The sequence below is a fragment of the Runella sp. MFBS21 genome (genome assembly GCF_029433105.1).
Lineage (GTDB): Bacteria > Bacteroidota > Bacteroidia > Cytophagales > Spirosomataceae > Runella.
In genome coordinates this window covers 158,766-179,202 of the sequence record NZ_JARNTW010000009.1, presented here as the reverse complement: position 1 = coordinate 179,202, position 20,437 = coordinate 158,766, and the positions used below count along the sequence as shown (strand labels likewise).

Below are 20,437 nucleotides of genomic sequence, written 5' to 3'. Positions count from 1 at the left end.
ATAAATATGTAGAGCTTTTTTCCCAAAACGAGCAAACACCATCTCATTTAGTATAATTAGGGTTTGCTTACCATGGCTTAACTCACTGCTTTTTTGATATAAGCTTGTCGAAAGATTTTAAACGCAAACTTTTGTAACGTAACTTCACGGCTATTTCCATCATAACTTGAGTCAGAAGCCATGTCAAACGACCAAATAGTCGAAATCCTTGAACTCACCGTGAAGCTTATGGAGCTTCATAATACTGATACTTTCAAAACTCGCACTCTTGCCAATGCCACTTTCAATTTAGATCGCTTCAAAACCGCCAATTTGGCTGAGTTACCAGTTGAAGAGTTGGTAAAAATCCAAGGAGTCGGCAAAAGCATGGCTCAGAAGATTGTGCAATTGGTACAAACAGGCCATTTGCCAGAGTTAGATGAATTGATTGCCCAAACCCCCACAGGCGTACTTGAGATGTTCAAAATTAAGGGCATTGGCCCAAAAAAAATTGGAACCATTTGGCGCGACTTGGGGATTGAGTCTATTCAAGCCCTAAAAGAAGCTTGTGAAAATGGCCAAATCGCCAAGCTAAAAGGATTTGGGGCAGGTACGCAGCAAAAAATATTGGATTCATTAGCCTTCATGGAAAGCCAAGCTGGTAAGCTCCGTATGGATAAAGGAGAAGCATTGGCGGCTATCGTTTTAGAAGAATTGCAAAAACATTTTAGTAAAGTGGCGATTACGGGAGATGTAGCCCGCAAAAACGAAATTGTCGAAACCATTCAGCTGCTGGTAGCGACGGAGTCGCCCGTAGCTGCTGCGCGTACTATCAACCAACTTGGATGGCTGGTGCAGCATCCTAAAGAATCTTCTCCTTTTGTATGGCGAGGCAGCTTACGAGACCGCACAGCCTCTACTGACGAACTTCCCCCACAGGGCGAAGAAATCGAAGTAAAAAAGACTATTGAGGCTCACGTTGAAATTATATTTACAGCTCCTGAGAAATTTGAAAACGACCGTTTTATTTTTGAAAGTAGCGAAGCACATTTGGCACTTGTCACCTCTTCAGGTCATACACTCTTCCAAATAGCCAATAGCGATAGCGTAGAAAATGTGGAGGTGATTTACCAAAAAGCCAACCTACCCTATGTAGTACCCGAAATGCGCGAAGGCTGGGGTGAATTAGAATGGCTCGCCCAACATCAAAATGACGACCTTATTACGTGGAATGATTTGAAAGGTATTTTGCACAACCATAGTACCTACTCTGACGGCAAACACAGCCTCGAAACCATGGCAAGATTTTGTAAAGAACTTGGTTTTGAGTATTTAGGTATTGCCGACCACTCTCAATCAGCGGCTTATGCCAATGGCCTACGCGAAGACCGCATCCGAATCCAACACGAAGAAATAGACCAACTCAACCAAACACTTGCACCTTTCAAGATTTTTAAAGGAATAGAATCGGATATTTTGGGAGATGGTTCGCTCGATTATCCTTCAGAAATCCTTGCTACCTTCGACTATGTAGTGGCCTCGGTACATAGCAATCTCAATATGGGTATCGAAAAAGCCACAAGCCGCTTGCTTACCGCTATCGAAAATCCCTTTACCACTATTTTGGGGCATCCTACTGGGCGGCTCTTGCTAGCTCGAGAGGGTTATCCTATCGACCACAAAACAATCATCGACGCCTGTGCCCAATACGGCGTAGTGATTGAAATCAATGCGAGTCCTTGGCGGTTGGATTTAGATTGGCGCTGGATACGTTATTGTATGGAAAAAGGCGTCATGCTGAGTATCAACCCTGATGCCCACGAAAAAGAAGGGTATTATGATATGCACTATGGCGTAGGAGTAGCACGCAAAGGAGGGCTGACCAAGGCAATGACTTTTAATGCCCTTTCACTGACCGAAATCGAAAGCTATTTTCAACAAAGAAAAAAATAATCTTTTATCTATGCATTTACTAATCAAATAGATAAACAACAAAAGGTTTAGCTTTGAGCATTACAGTTAAGCATTTATAGAAATACCTTTGCCTTTCTTTTTGTCAGGCAAGTTGTTCCTGTTTAGCGTTTGTCCGTAGGATTCGTTCTTTACGCTTTGCATTTTTAGCTTTTATGTCTTGCATTAGCTTCCGAAAGTCAGCAAGTTCTTGCTCTGTCCATGGTTCAGATTTAGTTGATAAATCTATATCTTTCTGTTCTTTTATTAGTCCCATATCTCTAACTTTTAAAATATTGTGATATAAGTCTTAATGCAGCCTTTGTCTCAATAAACATTCTAAGTCCACGAAAATGGGTCGCATGAAGCGTTTGTTCGTAATGTTTGATTAAAACAGATTTTGCATCAAACGCAAGAAAGCCTTCGTAACCCTTGTCAACAGAAACTTTACAAGCATAAGCCACCAAGTTAGCTGGAACGCCCAAATAAACTTTTCTGTTTCCTTTGTTGAACTTTGAGCTTTCAATCAAATGCATGAAAATATGATCTTTCTTATCTTCAATACTTAACAGTCCTTGAATAATCATTGGATTGTTAACTGTTGTAAACTTCTTTGCTTTTGTCTTTGAGTTCTTTCTGCCAATTGAATTGCCATTCTGTTTTCTTGATCTGCTTAACATCAACAGCTGTTAATCTGATAATTTCTGTATCAAAAACTTCGCCTGTTACAAGGTTTTCAATTGAGTTAGTCAGTTTATCAAAAAAAATCAAGTTCTATTTTCCTTCTTTTTTTCACTTTACGAATTTACAAAAAATAGGGTTATTTTACAAATCCACCAATTTGAGGCGTATTGCAACTATCACCATTCCTACGCGACTTTTCACACCCATTTTTTGAAATACCGCCTCTCGATAGCCATCTACCGTGCGGGGACTTACACACATTTTATCCGCAATTTCTTGGTAGGTAAGTTCACTACAGGCCCACTTAATAAACTCCATTTCACGGTCGTTGAGACCCAAGCTAGCTGCGGGGCTGCTGTTTTGTTCAGGATTTAAGTTTTTAATCAATTGTCCCGTCACAAATTCGGTATAGTAATACCCTTTTTGAACTATAGCATCCAATGCTTGTTTGAGTTCGAAGGGTTTACAGCCTTTCAAAAGATAGCCCCGCGCTCCATTGCGCAGCATCCCCACGATTGATTCTTCCTTATCATTCATGGAAAGTGCCAATACTCGCACTTCTGGATGATTGTTTTTGAGCCAAAGAGCCGTTTCAAAACCGTCCATTTCGGGCATGCTAATATCCAATAACACTATTTCTGGTATCATTCTGAGTTTGATACGATTGAGCAATTCGCGACCGTTGGTCACTTCATACATTACATCATAGTCCTCGTATTTTTGTATCAATCCCGATAGCGCTTTGGCCATTAGTTCGTGGTCGTCTACAATAGCAAGAGTGGTTTTCATAAGGAGTAAAGGGTGTAGTATAGCTTTTTGATGGTTATGAGTTGTTTCTTCGTTGATTTTATAGAACATCTACCGAGACCTTCATCTCTAATAGAGCTGATTTAGCGTCAACATTTTCGAACTTACATCCCCCCTCAATCAATCCCAAACGTTCTTGAATGTGACTCCACTCTTTTGAATTTTCTATTTGCGCACCTTCACAAAGCTGAGCTTGTATACTAATCTCAAGCTTGGCTGGCTTATAATGTAATAAAATCGCCAATGGAGCGAATTCACAAGCGGCACAAACCATAAATAGCAATTGCTGAATACTCCTAAAAAGTACAATTTCTTTATCATACCCTAAAGAATAAACAGTTCCTTTGACCACCAATTCTATCTCTTTTCGGTCTATTTTGCGGATGCGCTGTATTTCTAATGCCAGGCTACTACTTAAATCAAAATCTTGAACCAAGTAAGACTCCAAATTTCTAATCAATGATCTCAAATCTGTAATCGACTGTCCTACAATGTCGTTGGTTTGTTTTACATAGGTTTGCTGTTGGTCATCAAGTGGACTGTCTTCAAGTGCGTATAAATACAACTTAGCCACCGACAACATCTGCCCGATATTGTCGTAGAGTTCTGCGCCTACACGCTCAAAGGCCTGTTTTTGTATTTCCACTTGCGCCTCTAGTACTTCCTGCTGGAAATTGTTCATCAGAATAATATTCTTCGGCCGACGATTTAGTTGCTGTCTCACAATGTATTTCAATATTAATAAAATACTACAATAAAGCCAAGTAGCATGAGCCACCGCTTTTCTTTGGGGTGTTGATAACGAAAAAATCAATTAAAATTATGAACGGATAGTGGGCACTTCAAAACACTCAAAAACTAGCGAAATTTGTAAAATGCAAAAAAATGGTGTGGCCAAAACAATGCCCCTAGAAAGGTGAAAGTAGCTAGCTTTTTTAGGTACAGCGAAAATAGAATACAGCCCATTGAATCACAAGGGGAAATCTCCCCTTTTAGCAGGGGATTTTTACGGTATTGGTTTGGAAGAAGGCAGCACCAACTGTACTTTGGTACCTAGTCCCGGTGTAGATTCAATCAGGCAATTGCCGCCTAGCAGCTCCGTACGGCGTTGTATATTGCGCAAACCCGCACCTGACACCTCCAAGGTTTTGTCTAGCACTTGGGCTTTGTCAAATCCCCGACCGTCGTCCTGTACAATGAGCACAAACGTTTCAGGCTGATATTGGAGCAGTACTTTGATATTTTTGGCGGCAGCATGTTTGAGGATATTATTCAGTATTTCTTGCACTACCCTAAAAATCACCATTTCTTTTTTACCTTCTAAGCGATAAGGCTCCCCTTGGTGGATGATTTCGGTGTGATATTTCCCCGTTTGCCGAATCCTTCCTAGTTCATGCGAAAGGCTTTCGACCAAGCCAAAATCTTTGACAAAATCACCGTCAAGGCTTTTGCTGAGGGCGCGTAGCTCATCAATAGTCTGCGCTATTACGTCGTTTACTTCTTTTACTTGAGTAAGTGTAGGTGTTTCTTCTGATTCTAGGATATTGAGTTGGAGCCGCGCCACCGAGAGGAGTTGACCGATATTGTCATGAAGTTCTTTACCCACATGGGCTAGGGTCTGATTCTGGATTTCAATCTGCGCTTGGAGGATTTCTTGCTGGTACTGGGCGTGAAGGGCGGCTTTTTCTTGGCGGTTTTGGGTTTGGCGGCGTTGGAAAAGCAATCCGAAAGTAACAACAAAACCTACTAAAAGAAGAAATACTATTGAAAAAGCAATAAATGATATAATAATTTCAGGATGCATTATAAAGCACTATTTTAGACTATTTTGCTTTGTCATAAAAGCTACGATATACATACTGTATAAGGCATAATTAGCCGCTATTCTAATATTTTTTAGAATAGGCAAATATTCTTTCCCATATTTTAAAATAAAATTAAATGCACTAAAATTAAAAAGCACTGACACCTCAAAAATCAAATAACCTACACTTATCCAAAAAAGTGGATAACTAACAAAAGGGTTCTCTGTATTGCTTCTCAATAACTCTCGAAAAAATATCAGCATCCATAAAACAATAAATACCCCTTCTATCGTCTGACAAATAAAAGCATATTTTTGTTGATAATAGGAGATTTCTATTACGAAAACAGAAACAACAATTACAGCACTATATAGTATCCATTTCCTAAAATGTGGCAATTCTTGTGAATAAACAAAAACAATTAATATATACTTTAACAATTGATAAACTTCATAAATAGCCCAATTATTACGCCACTTCTTCCCTGCGTAAAGTGCCAATAGCTCTGTAAATATCGTCATTATAAGTAAATACCAAAGGACTTTACTACTTTTATTCAATTTCAAAAAGCGATAAAGTCCTGTGATAATTCCTATCCCAATAATAATATAGTATACAATACGATAGATTACCATATATATTAAATATTAGGCTAAAACGTCAATAGCAGGGCAATCAGGAGGGCAAGGCTCTAAAACATCAATTACTGATGTAGTAATAATTTCCTTATTTTTATTTTCAGCCACAAATGCCCAGCTAAATTTGTTTAAAATTGGACTGCCCGATCTATTAACAACGCGTTCTTCGTATACTGGATACATTCTTAGCCTGCCCTCCCCGCCATTCAAACTTAAAAGAGTATTAATATCCGTTACATCAATAGCAAAAGAAGTTGGAAAAATTTTAGAAAGAGTGCCAAATTTGTCCTTAAAAAGTGCTCTTAGTTCTAGTGCTTTTTCCAGCCCAATGTCGATAGATCTAGCTTTTTGCTTAGAGCTAAAGTAAAACAAATCTAATTCTTGAAGAATAGCTATACTTTCGTCAATACTTCCCTGCAAACGTTCATTTTCGACAAATGAATGAGCAAGTAAATGCTTAGCCTCTTGTAAATCTTCGATTAACTGTATTAGGTTTAATTCCATAAGAGTAAAGAGATTTAGATTAATAAATTGAAAGATATTCTATTTAAATAGAAGTACAAATATCTTAAACAAAAAATATTTCAACTAGAGTATTTCCCCCCTAATTGTAGGGGAAAAATCCCGTTTTTCAATAAAAATCATTATTATAATAGATATTATTGCCCCTCCTTCCCCTTATCTTTGCACTTCATTATAACCTTGCTTAATGATTTCTGTAGATAACGTAACCGTAGAGTTTGGGGGAAGGGCGCTGTTTAGCGATGTCACTTTCAACATCAACGAAAAAGATAGAATCGCCCTTATGGGCAAAAATGGCGCAGGAAAATCCACCTTGCTCAAAATCATCGCCGGTGCCGACAAGCCCACACGTGGCAAAATCTCCGCTCCCAATGATGCCGTCATTGCGTACCTTCCACAGCATTTGCTGACCAAAGATGATTCGACGGTATTTGAGGAAACCTCCAAGGCTTTTGCTGAAGCCCAGGAGATGAAAACCGAACTTGATGCCCTCAATCATCAGCTCGAAACCCGTACCGACTACGAATCGGACGAATACATGGCGATTATCGAGCGGGTATCAGAACTAAGCGAAAAGTTTTACTCCAACGAAGAAGTCAACTACGATGCAGAAGTAGAAAAAACACTGCTGGGATTGGGCTTTTTGCGAACCGATTTTGCCCGCAAAACCAGTGAGTTTAGCGGAGGCTGGCGGATGCGGATTGAGCTAGCCAAGATTCTCCTGAAAACTCCAGACTTGATTTTGCTCGATGAGCCTACCAACCACCTCGACATTGAATCAATTCAGTGGCTTGAAGAGTTTTTGGTCAATACCGCCAAGTCGGTGATTGTTATCTCCCACGACCGCGCTTTTGTGGACAATATCACCAACCGCACCATCGAAATCACCATGGGGCGTATCTATGATTATAAGGTAAACTATTCCCATTATTTACAGCTCCGCAAAGAGCGCCTTGAGCAGCAGCAAAAGCAGTACAACGACCAACAAAAAATGATTGCCGAAACGACCGAATTTATCGAACGTTTCAAGGGTACTTATTCGAAGACGTTGCAGGTGCAATCGCGGGTCAAAATGCTGGAGAAACTGGAAATCGTAGAAGTAGATGAAGTGGATACTTCGGCCCTGAATCTGAAATTCCCACCAGCGCCTCGTTCGGGCAATTATCCCGTGATTGTGGAACAACTGAGCAAGTCATATGGCGACCACTTGGTGTTCAAAGACGTGAGTATCACTATCGAACGCGGCCAAAAAGTGGCTTTTGTGGGTAAAAACGGTGAAGGAAAATCGACGCTTGTCAAAGCCATCATGGGCGAAATCGATTATCAAGGCGGCATGAAACTCGGTCATAATTCGATGATTGGGTATTTTGCCCAAAACCAAGCTTCACTCCTAGACGGCGAACTAAGTGTTTTTCAAACCATCGACAACATCGCCGTGGGCGAGATTCGTACCAAAATCAAGGATATTTTGGGGGCGTTTATGTTTAGCGGTGAAAGCATCAACAAAAAAGTAAATGTACTATCGGGTGGCGAACGTACGCGTTTGGCAATGATTAAACTGCTGCTCGAACCCGTCAACCTACTTATTTTGGATGAGCCTACCAACCACCTCGACCTCAAAACCAAAGATATTTTAAAAGATGCGCTCAAGGCTTTTGACGGTACTATCATCTTGATTTCGCACGACCGCGACTTCCTTGACGGGCTGGCCGAAAAAGTCTTTGAATTTGGGAATCAGCGTGTAAAAGAACACCTCGAAGACATCAATGGATTTTTGCGCAACAAAAAAATGGAGAATCTTCGGGAAATTGAGCGAAAAGCCAAATAAGTGAGCAAGTCTATGATGGCTATGCTGTTGCCCAAACTACTCTTCGCTACTTCTTTGAGCTAATTATTTAGATTTTCATTCTATTCATTTAGGCAGTATCTCACTAGAGAACTGCCTTTTTTTATGATTATAAAACTGACTTCCTAGAAATATACTACATTTTATACGCATTCGCGGCAATTTATAATAATCCAACTTTTGCTTAGTTCACTATTCATAACTAGTTTTACTATTATTTTTAATATTACTTTCTCCATATTTTACCTTTTTAATCCAAAAGCTCACAAATTTCAATACATCTTGAATTAGTACAAAAAATTATCATATTTATATAATAAACAGCCAATTTGTTGTATAAAAAATGGTTAATGTTAAAAAATATAAAATTTTATTTGGTGATTCCATAAAAAGACCTTAATTTTGAATCCGTAAAAAGTACAACAACTACAAAAGATTTATTCAACCACCTAAAATTATACTGTCAATGGCAAAGGCTAAATTGGAATACATCTGGTTAGACGGCTACAAGCCCACCCAAAGTTTGCGTAGTAAGACCAAAATTGAGAACAACTTCTCTGGGAAATTGGAAGATTGCGACATGTGGTCATTTGATGGTTCATCAACTGAGCAAGCACCAGGCGGGTCTTCAGACTGTTTATTGAAACCAGTATATATCGTTTCAGATCCAGAGCGTTCTAAATTGGGAACTCCTGCTTACTTGGTGATGTGCGAAGTCTTAAATTCAGATGGTACTCCTCATGAGTCTAATGGCCGTGCTACTATTGATGATGATGACAATGATTTTTGGTTTGGTTTTGAACAAGAATACTTCTTGTGGAACCTTGAAACTAATAAACCCCTTGGCTTCCCTGCCAATGGCTACCCTGCTCCCCAAGGTCCATACTACTGCTCAGTAGGTGCAAAAAATGCCTTTGGACGTGATATTATCGAAGAACACCTTGAGTATTGTCTACAAGCTGGCCTTAACGTAGAAGGTATCAATGCTGAGGTAGCTGCAGGTCAGTGGGAATTCCAAATTTTCTCTAAAGGAGCTCAAGAAGCGGGCGACCAAATCTGGATTGCTCGCTATATGTTGGAGCGCATCGGCGAAAAATACGGCGTAGGTATCAACTGGCATTGTAAGCCTCTTGGAGCTACCGACTGGAATGGCTCAGGTATGCACGCCAACTTCTCAAATACTGTACTTCGCACAGCTGGTAACAAAGAAGCTTACGACAAAATTTGTCAAGCTTTTGCTCCAGTGGTAGCTGAACACATTGCAGTATATGGCGCTGACAACCACCTCCGTTTGACCGGAAAACACGAAACACAATCTATCGACCAGTTCTCATATGGAGTTTCTGACCGTGGAGCATCTATCCGCATTCCTATTGCAGCCGTACAAAAGGGCTGGAAAGGATGGTTAGAAGACCGCCGTCCAAACTCAGCGGCTGATCCTTACAAAGTGGCAGCTCGCATCATTAAGACTGTCAAAGCTGTTAAAATCTGATTTTTGGAATACATAGCACTAAAAAACCCCGTTTCTGACGGGGTTTTTTGTTTTATTACACTTTGGTTTTATAATAAACTCTATTACTTTTCGTTTAAGCTTTTCAAAAAAAAGGCATACAGAACGGGTTTTTTGAAAAAAATACGTTTATTTACGGTCAAAAGCCTAACAGCACCTTTAATTCCGTTTCTTTACCCATTATGCCCCAATTGATTGAACTCAACACCTACGGCGCCGCCGAAGGAAAACTTACCGTATTTGAAAAAATCTTACCCGGCGATATTAAGCGTGCCTTTTACATCTATGGTGTTCCGCCCGAGCAAGAACGCGCCAAGCATGGTCACTCTACTACTTGGAACGCCCTTATTCCTGTTTCGGGAAGTTGCCGCATTACAGTTACAACTACAGATAAGACCGAACATACATTTTTGCTGAATCAACCTACTCAATGCTTGATTTTGCAACCAGGTGATTGGCATATTATGGATCAGTTTTCAAAAGATGCCATTTTACTAGTACTCTCAAACCAGTATTATGATAAAAACGATTACATCACTGAAAAACCATGATACCACATCTAGACCTTCAACGTGTAAATCAACCTTATCAAGCACAAATTGAGGAGGCTATTCAGAGAGTGGCTAGATCAGGGTGGTATGTGCTGGGAAAAGAGGTCGCTACTTTTGAGCAAAACTGGGCCGCTTACTGTGGCGTAAATCACTGTGTAGGGGTCGCCAATGGTCTTAATGCTTTAGAACTGATTTTCAAAGCGTTTGATTTCCCTAAAAATAGTGAGGTAATAGTCCCTGCCAATACTTATATAGCCTCTATTTTGTCAGTAACTAGCTTAGGACTTAAACCTATCTGGATAGAGCCCAATCCTGATACCCTCAATATTGACCCTAACGAAATAGAAAAAAAAATCACGCCTCGTACCAAAGCTATCATGGCCGTACACTTATATGGCAAATGCTGTGATATGATGCCAATCTGGGAAATCGCGCAAAAATACAACCTCAAAGTAGTAGAAGATGCCGCCCAAGCACATGGTGCCACCTATCAAGGTCGAAAAGCAGGCGACCTTTCGGATGCCGCTGCTTTTAGTTTTTATCCTACCAAAAACTTAGGCGCTCTCGGCGATGCAGGTGCTATCACTACCAATGACCCTATACTTGCCCGCAAGCTTTGTAGCTTACGAAACTACGGCTCTACTATTAAATACTACAACGACGATATCGGTACCAATAGCCGCCTTGATGAAATACAAGCCGCAGTGTTGAATGTAAAAATCAAATACTTAGATACAGAAAATAAACGCCGCCGCGAATTGGCAAGGGTCTTTGTCAAGGGGATTCAAAATCATTCAATTACTCTACCAAATATTGATACCCTCTCCGAAGACGCTTGGCATTTGTTTGTGATACGTCACCCTAAAAGAGAACAGTTCATAGATTTTCTGATGGACAATGGTATTCAGGCGACGGTTCATTATCCTGTACCTCCTCACAAACAAAAAGCCTACGAAGCCTACAATCATCTATCGTTGCCTCTGACGGAGAAAATTCATAATGAAGTGGTAAGTCTCCCTCTAAATCCCTCTCTAAGCAACGACGAAGCTGCCTATATAGTCAAAACCGTTAACCAATCTGTGTCTCAAATCTATGCGCCTGTCGATTATTATTCCAGTATATAATAGCGAACAAACAATCGGCAGTTTGGTTGAGCACGTACTACAGACTTTAGAAGAAAGCGATTTAGAAATTATTTTGGTCAACGACGGAAGTAGAGACCAATCTGAAAGTGTATGTAATGAGCTTGCACAACGATTTGCCAATGTCAAATTCATCACCCTCCGTCGCAATTTTGGTGAGTTCAACGCCGTCATGTGCGGCCTCAATCACGCCGAAGGAGACTATGCTGTCATGATTGATGATGATTTTCAAAATCCTCCTTCCGAAATTCTGAAACTGGTACAAACCGCTCAAGAAGGCAATTTCGATGTTGTGTATTCTTATTATCCCCAAAAAAAACATTCTCCTTTTAGAAATTTTGGCAGCTGGCTCGTCAATCGGATCACTACATGGTTATTAGAAAAACCTTCCGATTTGTATCTATCAAGTTTTAAGCTTATTTCCAAGCCCGTTGTCAAAGAAATCATCAAATACAAAGGGCCTTATCCTTACATAGATGGTTTGATATTTAGGGTCACTCGGCACATAGGACGCGTAGAAGTATTTCATAACAAACGCCAAGAGGGAGAGTCAGGATACACACTTCGCAAACTTACCTCTTTGTTTATGACTATCTTGTTTGGCTACTCCCTCAAACCTTTGCGTATTCTGACGGGCGTGGGTTTGTTTTCTATAGGACTTTCGGTATTGATTAGTTTGATAGATATCGCCCTTTTTGCGATTCATTCCAAATTCTTTTTTCTTAATTCAAACCTGATTATACTGATTTTTTTTGGCGGAGCTATTCTGACAAGCCTAGGAATAGTAGGCGAATATATCGGACGAATTTTCATGGTACAGAGCGGCTTACCCCAATACATCGAAAAATTTAAGGTTTCACAGACCAAGCCCTGAATGTCGCCAATTACTCTTCATCAACTTTATTTTAAAGACTTTATTTTTACTAATTATGATAGGCAAATACGACGAATACGAAAGGATGTTTAATGCCGAGCGGCAACTTTGGTGGTATCGTATTTTGCATCAAAAAGTGAGTCGCATTATCAACAATCATTTCCCTAATCAGAAAGGTATCGATATTTTGGATGCTGGCTGCGGCACGGGCGGAATGCTTGCCCACCTCAAAGACAAAGGTTTCACCCACATCGAAGGTTTTGATTTTTCTGAAGATGGCGTGCAATTTTCGCAGTCGAGGGGTTTAAAAGTGGTGCATTTTGACCTTACCAAAGTAGCTGATTATCAACCTGCCAAAAAGTTTGATGTCATTGTCTGCAACGATGTATTTACGTATTTTGACGATGCCACTATCATCAGTATCCTCAGTTCTTTTAAAGAAAAACTCAAGCCGGGAGGTATTTTTATTACCAACAACAACGCCCACCAAGCTTTTGCAGGTATCCACGACATAGTAGTAGGTGGACAAAAAAGATTTGTAAAAGAAGATATGGAGCGCCTCGCCCAAAAAGCACAGTTGCAGCTGAAATACGCTACCTATTGGAGTTTTGCTTTAGCACCTCTTATCATGACAGTGAGAGCGTGGCAGCGTTATCAAATCAAACAAGGCAAAGTTGATTTTTCCAAACAATCGTCTGATGTAGCTGTACCGCCCGCTTTTATTAACGAACCGCTTTATTGGTTGGTCAAGCTAGAAGAAATGGTTTTAGGACGTGGACCTTTTGGCAGTTCTATCTTCACGGTAATGTCTTCCCAATAATCATGATTAACTCCATGACAACTGATACACCTTGGAATTGGGCTTTTATAGGTTCACTTTTTATGGTAATTGGGGTCAGGTGGTACTTTCAAGTCCCGACGGAGTTGGACGTAGATACAAGTACATGGATAAGCTCGGCTATCAGTACGGCACAATCTCCCCGCCCTTGGTGGACAATTCTCAACTTTTGCGATAGTCGTCCGCTGACGGTACTGCCTTTGGCATTAGTAGAAATGCTCGGCATTAGGGTCACATGGGCCATGGCCGACGGTATCGGCGTTTTGCTGTGGGTAGGCACTTTGATTTTTGTTTTTTTGACGTTTCGGCATTGGTTTTCGGCCGCCAAATCTTTTCTTTTTACGGCTCCTTTGGTCATCTTCCAAGCTACCCACTTATGGCTAGGATTCATGACTTACAACTCCGAACATATATGCATTTTGATGCTTGCCGTAGGTTTTTGGGCGGTGGTCAAACTCCAAAACAAAACCTCCCATAGCTGGCTTTTTCTTGTTTTTGGACTATGGCTTGGCTGGATGCCCTTTGCCAAAATCCAAATCGTGCCGATGGGGCTTATTCTAGCGGCTTACGCTGCTTGGGAGCTGATTCTCAAATCCCAATGGCGGAGTTTGCTAGCCCTTATCGTAGGAGGGATTTTACCTTTGGTAATTGTGAATGGCATTTATTATCATTATGATCACATCGAAACTTTCTGGAACGATTATTTTTGGAATTACTACTATTATTCTTTTTCAACCGTCCACTCTGATTTAGAAATTAGTACACGTTTTAGTCCTCTTACCATTGGAAAAGCCATCTTTCGTCCTGCTTCTACCCGGATTTTTTGGGGAGTGCAGCTATTACTTATTTTGATAGGGGGAATCCCGTTTTTACGTTCGTTCAAAAAAACCGCTTCACCTGTTCCCCCTTCAGTTGTATGGTTATCCCTTGTATTAGCAGTGGTCACTCTATATGCAGTACTGCAAGCTGGCAATCCTTTTGACCATTATTTATTGCTTTTTTACGTTCCAGCCGTTATAGCGGTCTCCTTACTCTCTTTGTATCTCCCCGCCAATACCTTTCGTAAAGCTTACATCACAGGCATCTTATTAATAAGTCTTGAAGGAATAAAAAACATTTTTTTCTTTCCACAAACCCCTATCCCGACCTTACCTGCTACCGATGTGGCTATTACAAAAACAATAGAAACTTTATGCCCCAAAGACGAAAAAATGACGATTTGGGGATATGCCGACCGCTTTTTTGTTTATACACACAAAGCCGCTGGTAACCGTCTTCCACATACGTATTGGGTGTATACTGAAAGTCCTTTGCAAGCTTATCGTCAGCAGCAGTTTATCAAAGATTTGGAAGAAAATCGACCCATTTTGTTTTTGGATGCTATGGTAGCCGAGGCTACTACTGCGTATTTGCCCCAAAATGGCAAAACCCGCTATACTCACTTTCCGCTCATTCGAGCCTACATCAATCAGCACTACAAGCTCGTCAAAAAAGTAGAAGGAGTTTGGTTCTTTCAAAGAAAAAATCAATAGAAATACCACAAAATTCGTCATTGATAAACAGGTTTCGGGTGGATTGCTAACTTTGCGTTATCATTAAAGTGAGTATTTTACCGACAACCAATAAAGCATTAGGAATTTATGTCAGACAAGAGCAACGAATTTTTGTACACCTATCTCAACAATGCCTCCCCTACTGGTTTTGAAGCCTCTGGTCAGCAAATTTGGCTAGATTACTTAAAACCCTACATCGACGATTATTTTGTGGATACCTACGGCACAGCCGTGGGAGTTATCAATGAAGGCAAACCTTATAAAGTAGTGATTGAAGCTCACTCAGACGAAATTTCGTGGTTTGTCAATTACATTTCAGACGATGGCTATATCTATGTGATTCGTAACGGTGGCTCCGATGCGGTCATTGCGCCATCAATGCGGGTCAACCTTCATACCAAAAAAGGCGTAGTCAAAGGCGTATTTGGATGGCCGGCGATTCACGTTCGCGAGCTAGCCAAAGATACTTCTCCCAAAGTTCAAGATTTGACCATCGACGTAGGCGCAAGCAACAAACAAGAAGTGCTCGAAATGGGCATTCATGTGGGGACAGTGGTCACTTTTGTGGATGGGCTTTTTGAAATGAACAACCGCTACTATGTAGGACGCGCCCTCGACAATCGAATGGGCGGATACATGATAGCCGAAGTGGCACGCCGTTTGGACGAAAACGGTATCAATCTCCCCTTTACTCTTTACATTGTCAACTCGGTGCAAGAAGAAATCGGTCTCAGAGGAGCAGAGATGATAGTGCGCCGTTTGAAGCCCGATTTGGCGATTTGTACGGATGTAACACACGACACCCAATCGCCCCTCTACAAAAAGAAAGAACAAGGTGACTTAAAATGCGGTCACGGCCCAGTGCTATGCTATGGCCCAGCGGTGCAAAACAACGTCTTGGATATGATTATCGGGATTGCGGAAGAGAAAAAGATTCCGTTTCAACGCCAAGCTGTAAGTCGCTCCACTGGAACCGACACTGATGCCTTTGCGTATGCTACCGAGGGAGTAGCCTCGGCGTTGATTTCACTACCTCTCAAATACATGCACACTACCGTCGAAACCGTTCACAAAGATGATGTGCAAAACGTAATCAATCTCATGTACGAAGTCCTTATTCAACTCAAAGGAGATGAGGATTTTAGATATATCAAATAGTACCATTATGAGCCTTAGGAAGCATGTTACTTTCTGAGGCTCTCTCCCCTCCCCTTTCGACCTTGCTTCTATATAAGCGATTCAAGCAATAGGTCTTTTCTTTTAGAAAAAATCGGGACATTTGGCTATTTTTGCTAAAGTATAGTATCTCCCTAAATTTTCGTCATAAACACCTTTTTTCATTACCAAACTAAACGTTATCTTATGCTCTCACCTAAACCTTTGTTGGCGAGCGTGGTATTAGCTTTTTTGTGTTTTACTACTGCTTTTGCCCAGCCCGCTCCCATTAATTCGCTCTATCGACAAACCAGCGATGTACATCATCTGATGACCAACTACGCCGCCGACCGTGGCAGTTTGACGCGTTTTTATGTAATTGAAAATTCACCCGAACGCCGCCAAAGACTAGAGCAACTTAGCAATGATTATCTACAACAATTACAGAAAATGGATTTCGACAAAATGCCCGTCGATAGCCAAGTAGATTATGTATTGTTTCAGCGTAATTTGAAGGTGGATTTGGAAGAACTTGCCACTGAAGCCAAAGAAGTAGCCCAAACCCAAGCTTGGTTTCCATTTGCCAATCAAATCTATGCGCTCGAAAAAACCAGACGTAGAGGAGCTTCGGTGAGTGGAGAACAAATCGCTAGTGAGCTAAATGCGCTCAGTAAAGAGATTTGGGAAGCACGTAAAGTGGTCGAAAAATTAGACAAAATTGAGCCTGCACTGGCCGAAAGAGCCGCCGGTACCGCTACAGGTCTCAAATCTGCTCTTAGAAGTGTGTTTGAATTTTATAACTCTTATGACCCCAACTTTACATGGTGGGTACCAGAGCCTTACAAAAAAGTAGATACGTTGCTCGCTTCTTACGCTAGTCTTTTTACTAAAAAAGCCAAAGTGGTTGCTCCCAAAAAAGACGACGGTAGTGGCATCGACGGAGTGGCCGTAGGGCGAGCCGAGCTCATTCGTCAATTGGAATTTGAGTTTATTTCTTATACCCCCGAACAACTCATCGAAATCGCCAACAAAGAATTTGCCTGGTGCGACCGCGAGCTACTTAAGGCTTCGCGCGAAATGGGATTTGGCGATGATTGGAAAAAAGCCCAAGAAAAGGTCAAAAATTCGATGGTGCCAGTCGGCAAACAACCCGAAATGATTTTGAGGCTCTATAATGAATCGGTATCTTTTTTGAAACAAAAAGACTTAATTACTATTCCGCCTATCGCCGAGGAGACATGGCGTATGGCCATGATGTCGGCTGAGCGTCAAAAATTTAGCCCTTTCTTTTTAGGAGGCGAAACCATCTTGATTTCATACCCTACCGAGGCTATGTCGCACGAAGACAAATTGATGAGTATGCGCGGCAACAACCCTCATTTTTCGCGCGCTACGGTGCATCATGAACTCATTGCAGGGCATCATCTCCAAGGGTTTATGAACAACCGTTACAAAACCTATCGCCGCTTCCGTACGCCATTCTGGACCGAAGGCTGGGCATTGTATTGGGAGATGATTTTGTGGGATATGAACTTTCCCCAATCGCCCGAAGACCGCGTGGGGATGTTGTTTTGGCGTATGCACCGCTGCGCTCGTATTATATTTTCGCTCAACTACCACTTAGGTCAATGGACACCTCAGCAATGCATCGACTTTTTGGTAGACCGCGTAGGTCATGAACGTGCCAATGCCGAAGGAGAAGTACGGCGGTCTTTTGTGGGCGGGTATCCTCCGCTTTATCAGCTTGCGTATATGACAGGCGCGTTCCAATTTTATGCCCTCAAAAAAGAATTAGTGGACACTAAAAAAATGACCTATAAGCAGTTTCATGATGCCATCATGCAGCAAAACTCCATGCCCGTGGATATGGTGCGGGCGATTATGACCAACAAGAAACTGAGTCGTGATTATAAATCAGATTGGAAGTTTTATGTTCCCCCCGTATTAAAGTAGCGGCAGGGCTTGCCCCTGCTGTCTATACCCTGCCCCTGCTGTCTATGCATTTATGATTAAATATTGAGCCTCCCCGGAACTAATTTTAAGGCGTTTAGTGTAAGAGCCAAGACCCAACTAGCTGGGCCTTGGCTCTTAATTTTTTACAACCCATTTTTATTGGCAAATTCTACCAATTCGACCACGTTTTTAACACCCAGTTTATAATAAATATTTTTTCGGTGAGATTTGACTGTTTCTTCCGCAATAAAAAGCTCTTCAGCAATTTGGGGATTTGAGATTCCTCGTTTAATCATTTTAATTATTTCTACCTCGCGAGGCGTAAGTGAATACGTTTTCACAAAATAATCATCGTGATGAAGATTGGAGCGTAAATCTTGAAGTTTAGAATCAAAATACTGACTACCCTCTAGTACTTTTTGAATCCCTATTATCAGCTCTCTTTTTGTAGAATGCTTCAGCAGATAACCGTCGATATTAAGCTGCTTTGCTTGTTCTACAAAACGTGGTTCGCTGTACATTGAAAGAAAAATTATTTTAAGGGCGGGGAAAGAATATTTTAGATTTTTAGCCAAATCTAAACCATTGATAGTAGGCAAATTAATATCGAGTAATACAACATCAGGATTTTTAGATTGTATTTCATGTAATACATTTTTGCCATCATACACTTGCCCAATGATATGGTAATCCTCTTGCAACAATTGGCGAATACCTTCATTGAAAAGGGTGTGATCGTCAACAATCAGTATTTTAGTTTGCATTTATGCACTTACAGCGGGATAAGATAGTTCTACAATAATAGTCGTCCCTCTATCACGACTAGAATCAATAAACAAATGAGCTTTCAAAAATTCAACTCTTGAAGATATATTTTTCAGTCCTATTCCCCAAGTATTTTGTTCGGTTTTGATACCTGTTCCATTGTCTTCTACCGACACATGTAAATAGTCCACATGAAAAATCATTTGAACAACGGCTTTTGTGGCTTTTGAATGCTTGACTACGTTATTGAGTAGTTCGGCTATGATTCGATATAAATTTAGCTCATATTCTTGAGGGAAACGAAACTCCTGACCAAAAACGATGTAGGTAAATTCAATTTTTGACGCATTTTGGAGGCGTTCTATTGTGAAGCGAATTGCACGCGATAGCCCCTCTTTTGCCAACTCAGGAGGAAGCAAATTTCTTGAAACACTACGAAGGTCTTCGATAGATTTATCAATTAAATCAAGTACTTCAGACTGAGGGGCATCAACCGCTACTCTCCATTTTAACGCTGACAGTGTACCTCCTAGGTCATCGTGCAAATCTTGGGCGAGGCGTTGGCGTTCGGCTTCTTGAGTCTGAATAATCTGCTTGGCAATTGCATTTTGGGTTTCAGAGAGCTGAAGAGCTAATTTGGCATTATGCTCCTTATATGAATTATATCGCACGGTTAGTCCTAGAGTCAAAGTCACTACCTCCAATAAATTGCCTAGCATCACAAAATCAGATGAACGCAGCCAAGGGATTTCAGATACCACCGATAATACATAAAGAATAGCGCCCACTATAAAAAAAGAAATAGATACTGCATAAATTTTTACGAGAGGATTGGATTTTTTGAATTGTTCCCAAATCACTAAAATTATTAATACAGCAGCAATTCCGATAATCCATAGTAATATATATCGATAAGCCACTATCAGCCATCCAGGATAATGAATTATTTTAATAAATAAAAAGGGTAGACTTAGTCCTGCCCATATGGCCAAAAACCAACCGAAATATTGAATGGGTTTAAAAAACGAGCTATTGCCCTTAAGTCCCAAAAATTGTGAAAGAAAGAGAAGATTAGTCGCTGACCCTAAAATCGCTAATATACTATTGATGATAGACTGTTGATAGGTAAAATCAGGCCAGAGATATTCAAAACCTAAGCCAAAAGCATTGAATACCAAAGTAGCATTACACAGTAAATTAAGGATATAATAGAGGTGAATTTTATCTTTAAGGTTGAGCCACAGAAAAACATTAAAAATTAACATAAAAAAAATAGCCCCTACATAAAAAAAGATAAGTAAGTAATCTTGCCGAACATCATAATAAAACTTCTGTTCTGATTGGAGACTAAATTCGGCATTGAGTTCTTCCCAGCGTTTTTCCAACAAAATAAGGATTTCCACTGCTTCATTAGGACCAACAGAAAGGGAAAAACAAAAATCACTTACCAAAATAGGGCGCTGCATAAAGGGATACGCATCTCCCGTAAAGGCTAAGGTATCTAGATAATTGGAGGTTTTCTTAAAAGCCTGAAAATGATGCAAGTCATGACGTTTAAATCTGAATACAACCGTTCGGCTAATAGAGTCGTTTTGAACTCGAAAATGCAACCAGTGAATTTTGTTCAAAGCCTTCTCACCAAAATAGGACTTGGGCAGCATGATACCATGCCCTTGCTTTATTTTATCAAACACCTGTGAAGGCTCCAGCCAAACGGTATCTTTATAGTACCGTACAAATCCTTCAAGAGCATAGTCATCACGCCCATCTAGCCGAAGCACCGACTGCCCCAATAAAGAAAAAGGCAATAAACAACCTACTAAAACTCGAAACAAGCATCGTATCATAGCTCAAACGCAAATGTT

The 20,437-nt window shown here is 40.7% G+C and carries 18 protein-coding genes; 10 read left to right on the top strand and 8 right to left on the bottom strand.

Annotated features, from left to right (window positions below; all coding sequences use genetic code 11):
* Positions 1–180: 180 nt before the first annotated feature.
* Positions 181–1,932 carry a DNA polymerase/3'-5' exonuclease PolX gene (locus P1X15_RS18450; protein WP_277339610.1) on the top strand — a complete coding sequence of 584 codons (1,752 nt, stop codon included), beginning with the start codon at positions 181–183 and terminating at the stop codon, positions 1,930–1,932.
* A gap of 278 nt (positions 1,933–2,210) precedes the next feature.
* On the opposite strand, the gene P1X15_RS18445 is transcribed toward P1X15_RS18450, so the two are convergent.
* The 6 genes from P1X15_RS18445 to P1X15_RS18420 form a co-directional block, all read right to left on the bottom strand.
* Positions 2,211–2,516, bottom strand: a complete 306-nt coding sequence (locus P1X15_RS18445; protein ID WP_277339609.1) for a hypothetical protein — start codon at positions 2,514–2,516, stop codon at positions 2,211–2,213.
* A 238-nt stretch (positions 2,517–2,754) separates the two neighbouring features.
* Complete coding sequence (locus P1X15_RS18440) at positions 2,755–3,402, bottom strand: response regulator transcription factor (protein WP_277339608.1); 648 nt, start codon at positions 3,400–3,402, stop codon at positions 2,755–2,757.
* Between the two features lie 58 nt (positions 3,403–3,460).
* On the bottom strand, positions 3,461–4,102 hold the full coding sequence (locus P1X15_RS18435; RefSeq protein ID WP_277339607.1) for a histidine kinase: 642 nt from the start codon (positions 4,100–4,102) through the stop codon (positions 3,461–3,463).
* Positions 4,103–4,426: 324 nt separating this feature from the next.
* Positions 4,427–5,224 (bottom strand): sensor histidine kinase, encoded by a 798-nt coding sequence (locus P1X15_RS18430; protein WP_277339606.1) that lies wholly within the window; start codon positions 5,222–5,224, stop codon positions 4,427–4,429.
* Between the two features lie 9 nt (positions 5,225–5,233).
* Positions 5,234–5,860, bottom strand: a complete 627-nt coding sequence (locus P1X15_RS18425; RefSeq protein WP_277339605.1) for a hypothetical protein — start codon at positions 5,858–5,860, stop codon at positions 5,234–5,236.
* Between the two features lie 12 nt (positions 5,861–5,872).
* Complete coding sequence (locus P1X15_RS18420; RefSeq protein ID WP_277339604.1) at positions 5,873–6,367, bottom strand: hypothetical protein; 495 nt, start codon at positions 6,365–6,367, stop codon at positions 5,873–5,875.
* Between the two features lie 205 nt (positions 6,368–6,572).
* Here P1X15_RS18420 and P1X15_RS18415 point away from each other — a divergent pair, with 205 nt between their 5' ends.
* The 9 genes from P1X15_RS18415 to P1X15_RS18375 all read left to right on the top strand — a co-directional run bounded on the left by P1X15_RS18415 (position 6,573) and on the right by P1X15_RS18375 (position 17,807).
* Positions 6,573–8,213, top strand: a complete 1,641-nt coding sequence (locus P1X15_RS18415; protein ID WP_277339603.1) for an ABC-F family ATP-binding cassette domain-containing protein — start codon at positions 6,573–6,575, stop codon at positions 8,211–8,213.
* A gap of 484 nt (positions 8,214–8,697) precedes the next feature.
* Positions 8,698–9,723: a glutamine synthetase beta-grasp domain-containing protein gene (locus tag P1X15_RS18410; RefSeq protein ID WP_277339602.1), complete on the top strand. Its 1,026-nt coding sequence runs from the start codon at positions 8,698–8,700 to the stop codon at positions 9,721–9,723.
* Positions 9,724–9,923: 200 nt separating this feature from the next.
* Positions 9,924–10,292 carry an FdtA/QdtA family cupin domain-containing protein gene (locus P1X15_RS18405; protein WP_277339601.1) on the top strand — a complete coding sequence of 123 codons (369 nt, stop codon included), beginning with the start codon at positions 9,924–9,926 and terminating at the stop codon, positions 10,290–10,292.
* Positions 10,289–11,416 carry a DegT/DnrJ/EryC1/StrS aminotransferase family protein gene (locus P1X15_RS18400; protein ID WP_277339600.1) on the top strand — a complete coding sequence of 376 codons (1,128 nt, stop codon included), beginning with the start codon at positions 10,289–10,291 and terminating at the stop codon, positions 11,414–11,416. Before P1X15_RS18405 ends, P1X15_RS18400 begins: the two co-directional genes overlap by 4 nt.
* Complete coding sequence (locus P1X15_RS18395; protein WP_277339599.1) at positions 11,385–12,308, top strand: glycosyltransferase family 2 protein; 924 nt, start codon at positions 11,385–11,387, stop codon at positions 12,306–12,308. The genes P1X15_RS18400 and P1X15_RS18395 overlap by 32 nt, the downstream gene beginning before the upstream one ends.
* A 55-nt stretch (positions 12,309–12,363) precedes the next feature.
* A complete protein-coding gene (locus tag P1X15_RS18390; RefSeq protein WP_277339598.1) occupies positions 12,364–13,128 on the top strand; it encodes a class I SAM-dependent methyltransferase in 765 nt (254 codons plus the stop codon).
* Between the two features lie 2 nt (positions 13,129–13,130).
* A complete protein-coding gene (locus P1X15_RS18385; RefSeq protein ID WP_277339597.1) occupies positions 13,131–14,678 on the top strand; it encodes a hypothetical protein in 1,548 nt (515 codons plus the stop codon).
* Between the two features lie 108 nt (positions 14,679–14,786).
* A complete protein-coding gene (locus P1X15_RS18380; protein WP_028668550.1) occupies positions 14,787–15,857 on the top strand; it encodes a M42 family metallopeptidase in 1,071 nt (356 codons plus the stop codon).
* 204 nt (positions 15,858–16,061) lie between these two features.
* Complete coding sequence (locus tag P1X15_RS18375; protein WP_277339596.1) at positions 16,062–17,807, top strand: DUF885 family protein; 1,746 nt, start codon at positions 16,062–16,064, stop codon at positions 17,805–17,807.
* Positions 17,808–17,950: 143 nt separating this feature from the next.
* Here P1X15_RS18375 and P1X15_RS18370 read toward each other — a convergent pair whose 3' ends face one another.
* Positions 17,951–18,571 carry a response regulator transcription factor gene (locus P1X15_RS18370; RefSeq protein ID WP_277339595.1) on the bottom strand — a complete coding sequence of 207 codons (621 nt, stop codon included), beginning with the start codon at positions 18,569–18,571 and terminating at the stop codon, positions 17,951–17,953.
* Positions 18,572–20,419, bottom strand: coding sequence for a 7TM diverse intracellular signaling domain-containing protein (locus P1X15_RS18365; RefSeq protein ID WP_277339594.1), 1,848 nt, complete (start codon positions 20,417–20,419; stop codon positions 18,572–18,574). It abuts the gene before it with no gap.
* Positions 20,420–20,437: the final 18 nt, after the last annotated feature.

Coding starts and splice junctions, on each gene's coding strand:
- P1X15_RS18375 (WP_277339596.1), top strand. CDS start 16,062: ATGCTCTCACCTAAACCTTTGTTGGCGAGCGTGGTATTAGCTTTTTTG.
- P1X15_RS18450 (WP_277339610.1), top strand. CDS start 181: ATGTCAAACGACCAAATAGTCGAAATCCTTGAACTCACCGTGAAGCTT.
- P1X15_RS18365 (WP_277339594.1), bottom strand. CDS start 20,419: ATGATACGATGCTTGTTTCGAGTTTTAGTAGGTTGTTTATTGCCTTTT.
- P1X15_RS18405 (WP_277339601.1), top strand. CDS start 9,924: ATGCCCCAATTGATTGAACTCAACACCTACGGCGCCGCCGAAGGAAAA.
- P1X15_RS18445 (WP_277339609.1), bottom strand. CDS start 2,516: ATGATTATTCAAGGACTGTTAAGTATTGAAGATAAGAAAGATCATATT.
- P1X15_RS18400 (WP_277339600.1), top strand. CDS start 10,289: ATGATACCACATCTAGACCTTCAACGTGTAAATCAACCTTATCAAGCA.
- P1X15_RS18395 (WP_277339599.1), top strand. CDS start 11,385: ATGCGCCTGTCGATTATTATTCCAGTATATAATAGCGAACAAACAATC.
- P1X15_RS18425 (WP_277339605.1), bottom strand. CDS start 5,860: ATGGTAATCTATCGTATTGTATACTATATTATTATTGGGATAGGAATT.
- P1X15_RS18370 (WP_277339595.1), bottom strand. CDS start 18,571: ATGCAAACTAAAATACTGATTGTTGACGATCACACCCTTTTCAATGAA.
- P1X15_RS18420 (WP_277339604.1), bottom strand. CDS start 6,367: ATGGAATTAAACCTAATACAGTTAATCGAAGATTTACAAGAGGCTAAG.
- P1X15_RS18380 (WP_028668550.1), top strand. CDS start 14,787: ATGTCAGACAAGAGCAACGAATTTTTGTACACCTATCTCAACAATGCC.
- P1X15_RS18410 (WP_277339602.1), top strand. CDS start 8,698: ATGGCAAAGGCTAAATTGGAATACATCTGGTTAGACGGCTACAAGCCC.
- P1X15_RS18415 (WP_277339603.1), top strand. CDS start 6,573: ATGATTTCTGTAGATAACGTAACCGTAGAGTTTGGGGGAAGGGCGCTG.
- P1X15_RS18435 (WP_277339607.1), bottom strand. CDS start 4,102: ATGAACAATTTCCAGCAGGAAGTACTAGAGGCGCAAGTGGAAATACAA.
- P1X15_RS18440 (WP_277339608.1), bottom strand. CDS start 3,402: ATGAAAACCACTCTTGCTATTGTAGACGACCACGAACTAATGGCCAAA.
- P1X15_RS18430 (WP_277339606.1), bottom strand. CDS start 5,224: ATGCATCCTGAAATTATTATATCATTTATTGCTTTTTCAATAGTATTT.
- P1X15_RS18385 (WP_277339597.1), top strand. CDS start 13,131: ATGATTAACTCCATGACAACTGATACACCTTGGAATTGGGCTTTTATA.
- P1X15_RS18390 (WP_277339598.1), top strand. CDS start 12,364: ATGATAGGCAAATACGACGAATACGAAAGGATGTTTAATGCCGAGCGG.